This window comes from Streptomyces sp. NPDC090442 (assembly GCF_044769405.1).
GTDB lineage: Bacteria > Actinomycetota > Actinomycetes > Streptomycetales > Streptomycetaceae > Streptomyces.
Window position 1 is genome coordinate 1 of the sequence record NZ_JBIVXW010000179.1, and the last position, 3,811, is coordinate 3,811.

Annotated in this window: 4 protein-coding genes and 1 pseudogene; 1 reads left to right on the top strand and 4 read right to left on the bottom strand. The window is 69.0% G+C overall.

The window, feature by feature from the left end; all coding sequences use genetic code 11:
- Positions 1-362, top strand: a 362-nt coding sequence (locus ACIQU6_RS43950; protein ID WP_403488227.1) for a Tn3 family transposase, incomplete at its 5' end; no start/stop codon positions are given.
- Between the two features lie 96 nt (positions 363-458).
- Here ACIQU6_RS43950 and ACIQU6_RS43955 read toward each other — a convergent pair.
- From ACIQU6_RS43955 to ACIQU6_RS43970, 4 genes and pseudogenes are all read right to left on the bottom strand, one after another.
- On the bottom strand, positions 459-1,658 hold the full coding sequence (locus ACIQU6_RS43955; RefSeq protein ID WP_403488229.1) for an ABC transporter permease: 1,200 nt from the start codon (positions 1,656-1,658) through the stop codon (positions 459-461).
- Positions 1,640-2,404 carry an ABC transporter ATP-binding protein gene (locus ACIQU6_RS43960; RefSeq protein ID WP_403488231.1) on the bottom strand — a complete coding sequence of 255 codons (765 nt, stop codon included), beginning with the start codon at positions 2,402-2,404 and terminating at the stop codon, positions 1,640-1,642. Before ACIQU6_RS43960 ends, ACIQU6_RS43955 begins: the two co-directional genes overlap by 19 nt.
- Positions 2,401-3,507, bottom strand: a complete 1,107-nt coding sequence (locus ACIQU6_RS43965) for a peptidoglycan-binding protein (protein ID WP_403488233.1) — start codon at positions 3,505-3,507, stop codon at positions 2,401-2,403. Before ACIQU6_RS43965 ends, ACIQU6_RS43960 begins: the two co-directional genes overlap by 4 nt.
- A pseudogene (locus tag ACIQU6_RS43970) lies at positions 3,488-3,811 on the bottom strand (hypothetical protein); the annotation flags it as partial. The gene ACIQU6_RS43965 and the pseudogene ACIQU6_RS43970, both read right to left, overlap by 20 nt.

Genomic DNA, 3,811 nt, shown 5'->3' on the forward strand with positions numbered 1-3,811 from the left:
GCGACTCTCCAAACCACAGGGATGCCCCGTTTGTTACGCCACCGTCAACACCACACCACCGCTCACCCGCAAGCCGTACACGTGAAAAACGCTCCAGGGGCCTGAACCGGGGCAAAGCGAAGTTCAGAGAACACGTCAACACGCTGCTGATGCAGCAGGTCCTCGCCGATCCGAAATGGGCGGACCAACTCACCGAGGCAGACCGGGGGGCGCTGTCCCCGCTGTTCTGGACACACGTGAACCCCTACGGCCGCTTCGAGCTCGACATGAACAGCCGCCTGGACCTGGACCTGACAGCCACAGCGGCTGCAGTGCCCGGCCCGCGCGATCCGCAGGACGAGAGAGCCGCGGCACCGGCCTGACGCGTTGCACCGGGCCGGTGCCGCCAGGGCCTCGCGGGCGCCCTCGGGCACCTCGGGATGGGTACCGAAGGGCGCCCCGCTCGGTGATGACTGCCCCTATGCCGCCTGGAGGGCGAGGGTGGGGGAGAGGCGGGCGGCGCGGACTGCTGGGTACAGGCCGGCCACGGATCCGATGAGGAGGGTGGCGGCGAAGCCGCTGCCGACGGCCCAGAGGGGGACGACCCAGGGCATGCCGCCCGTGGCGGCGAACACGTAGGTGGCTGCCGAGCCCAGCAGCACGCCGGCCAGTCCGCCGAGTCCGGAGAGCAGTAGTGATTCGGTGACGAACTGGATGCGGATCTGTCCGCGGGTGGCGCCCAGGGAGCGGCGCAGGCCGATCTCGTGGCGTCGTTCCAGCACTGAGATGATCATGGTGTTGGCGACTCCGACGCCGCCGACCAGCAGGGCGACGCCGCCGAGTCCGAGCAGGAGGCTGTCGAAGGCGCCCTCGGTGGCGGCCTTGGCCTGCAGGGCTGCCGAGGGGCTGGAGACCTGGACGTTCTGTGGGTCCTGCGGGTTGGCGGTGCGTGCGAGGAGTTTGCCGACCGCTTCGACGGAGGCGTCCGTGGAGCGTTCGTAGATCTTGGTGGGGTGGCCGTCGAAGCCCAGGAGTGTTTCCGCGGCCTTCCAGCCCACCAGTGCGGCGCGTTCGATCTCGGGTGTCAGGGGCAGCGGGTCGAGGATGGCGATGACGGTGAAGTACTGCTTGCCGATGAGGACCTGCTGGCCGGGCGTGGTGATGCCCAGGCGTTCGGCGGCGACGCTCCCGAGCGCCACCGAGGGGTAGCGCCCGGTCGCGTCGTTGAGCCAGGTGCCTGCACCGACGGTGCCCTTCAGGGCCTTCAGCAGGTCCTCACTGGCGGCCTTCACGGTGATGCCGCCGGTGTTGCTCTTGGGGATCTTCTCGCTGCGCCGGACCGTCGGATCCAGGTCGCCGGTCGCGCCGACGTGCTCGACGCCGGGGATGCGGCCGATCATGCCCGGTGCTTCCTTGGGCAGCTTGACCTTCTCACTGCTGAACATGTCCTGCCCCGGAGTGACCGCCAGCATGTTGGTGCCCAGTTTGTCGAGCTGCTGGAGGAGTTGTTGCTTGCTGGAGGCGGAGATGCCGACCACCGCGATCATCGTGGCGATGCCGATGGCGATGCCCAGCGCGGAGAGCACGACCCGCATCGGCCGGGCGCGCAGGCCTGCCGAGCCGACGTGCAGGACGTCGCGGGGGCCGAGCCGGGCCGGGGTCAGTCGGTCGCGTGGCATGGTTCCTCACCTCCCGCCTGTTCCAGCGGCTGTGTGTCCGCGTACGCGTTTGCGTGGGCGTCCTTGAGCGTGTCCTGGACGATCTGGCCGTCGCGGATGCGTACCTGGCGTGGCAGTGCGCCGGCGATCTCGCTGTCGTGGGTGATCACTGCGATGGTGGCTCCGTCGGCGTTGAGGTCGTGCAGCAGCTGCATGACGGCGTCGCCGGAGGCGGAGTCCAGGGCGCCGGTGGGCTCGTCCGCCAGCAGGAGGTCTGGTTCGCCCACCACGGCCCGGGCGATGGCCACCCGCTGTCGCTGCCCGCCGGACAGTTCGTGCGGGCGGTGATGCATCCGGTCCCCGAGTCCGACACGTTCCAGGGCGGTGGCCGCGCGCTTGCGGCGCTCGGTGCGTGTCAGGCCGGAGTAGAGCAGGCCCTCGGCGACGTTGTCCTGGGCGGTGATCCCGGACACGAGGTGGAAGGACTGGAAGACGAAGCCGATGTGCCGGGCGCGCAGGGCGGACAGCCGACGGTCGGTCAGGGTGGCGACGTCATGGCCCGCGATGGCGACGGTGCCGGCGGTGGGGCGGTCCAGGGTGCCGACGATGTGCAGGAGGGTGGACTTGCCCGACCCGGACGGGCCCACGACCGCGAGCAGTTCCCCGCGCTCGATGCGCAGGTCCACCCCGCGCAGCGCCGCGACTCCGCCCGGGTACTCCTTGGTGACCTGGTTCAGTTCGACGACGGTGTTGGCGACGGTGGTCATGTCTTGGGCACTCCGACCTTCATGCCTTCCTTGAGGCCGGATCCGCTGACCTCGACCCTGCCCTGTCCGAACAGGCCGAGCTTGACCGGGGTTTCGCGGGCCTTGCCGTCTTCCACGATCTGGATGCCGAAGCCGCCGGCGGGCAGGGCGAGCAGGGCGTTGACCGGGACGGTCAGCACGTTCTCGTGTGTCTCGCCCTTGAGGTCGACGGTGACCGGGGCTTGGTCGATGCCCTTGACCTGTGACGGATCGGCGAAGGTCACCCGGGCGGTGACCTTGGCGGAGTCCTCTTGCCCACCGCCGCCCTGGCCCTTGTCGTCGTCCGAACTGGCGCTGCGGTCGACGGAGGCGACCTTCCCCTTGACCTTGTCGCCGCCGGGGAGGGTGATCTCCACTCGGGTGCCGGGCTCGGCGAGAGCGGCATCGGCGACGTCGAGCTTGATCTCCACCTCGCGCTCGGCACCGGTGACGGTCAGCACCGGATGGCCGGGGGCCGCCTGGTCGCCGACGGCAGCCTCCTTCTTCTTGACCCGCACCGAGCTCGGGGCGAAGGAGATCTGGTCCGGGCCTGTCTCGCCGGTCTGCTTCAGGCCGTGGGACTTCTGCCAGCGCCCCAGCGCCTCCGCGGTTCCGGAGGTGAACTGCTCGTCCACGGTCAGGCCCGCCCCGTATCCGAGGTCGCGGAGGTTCTGTTTCAACTGCCGGACGTCCGGCCCCTTGTCCCCGGTCTTGAGCTTCCGGTACATGGGCCGCTCGCCGTACAGCAGCCAGACCTTGGCGCCGTCGGCCTCGTAGAGCGCCTCGTTGAGTTTGATCACCGAGCCGGTGTCCGGGAGCCAGGTGACCGTGCCCTGCGCTCCGCCGTTGAGCTTGCGCTCCTTGGAGTAGCCGAGGGTGCCGTCCACCTGAGTGCGACTGCTCAGGTCCTGCCGCTTGATCGTGTCGATCTTCTGCGGCAGGCCGTCGGTGCGCCGCTCCTGGCCCTTGCCGTCGTCACCGCTCGTCGCCACGACGGCTGCCCCGCCCACCAGTGCGCTCGCCACGGCCAGCGAGGCGATCACGTTCTTTCTGGGACGCCTGCGCTTACTCTCCGAGCTTGTCATTGCACGCCTTCGTGGCCTTCTCCATCTTTCCCTTGTCCCCATCGGGGAGGCCCATCGCCGGCGCCATAATTTTGCCGTCCTTCATCTGCGGGTCCGGCGCGTTGATGCCCTGGTCGCGCAGACACTGCGCGTACTTGATCCCCTTGTCGAGCATCTTCTGCTGCTCCGCCTGACTTATTTCCTTGGGAGCACCGGCCAGCTTCTTACAGGGAGCCTTTTCCATCTGTAGCTCTGGAGGGTTGGGTGTGGCTATGAGGTTGACGCAGGGGAGAACGCGCGGGGCACCTCCGTGGTTGGGCAGGTC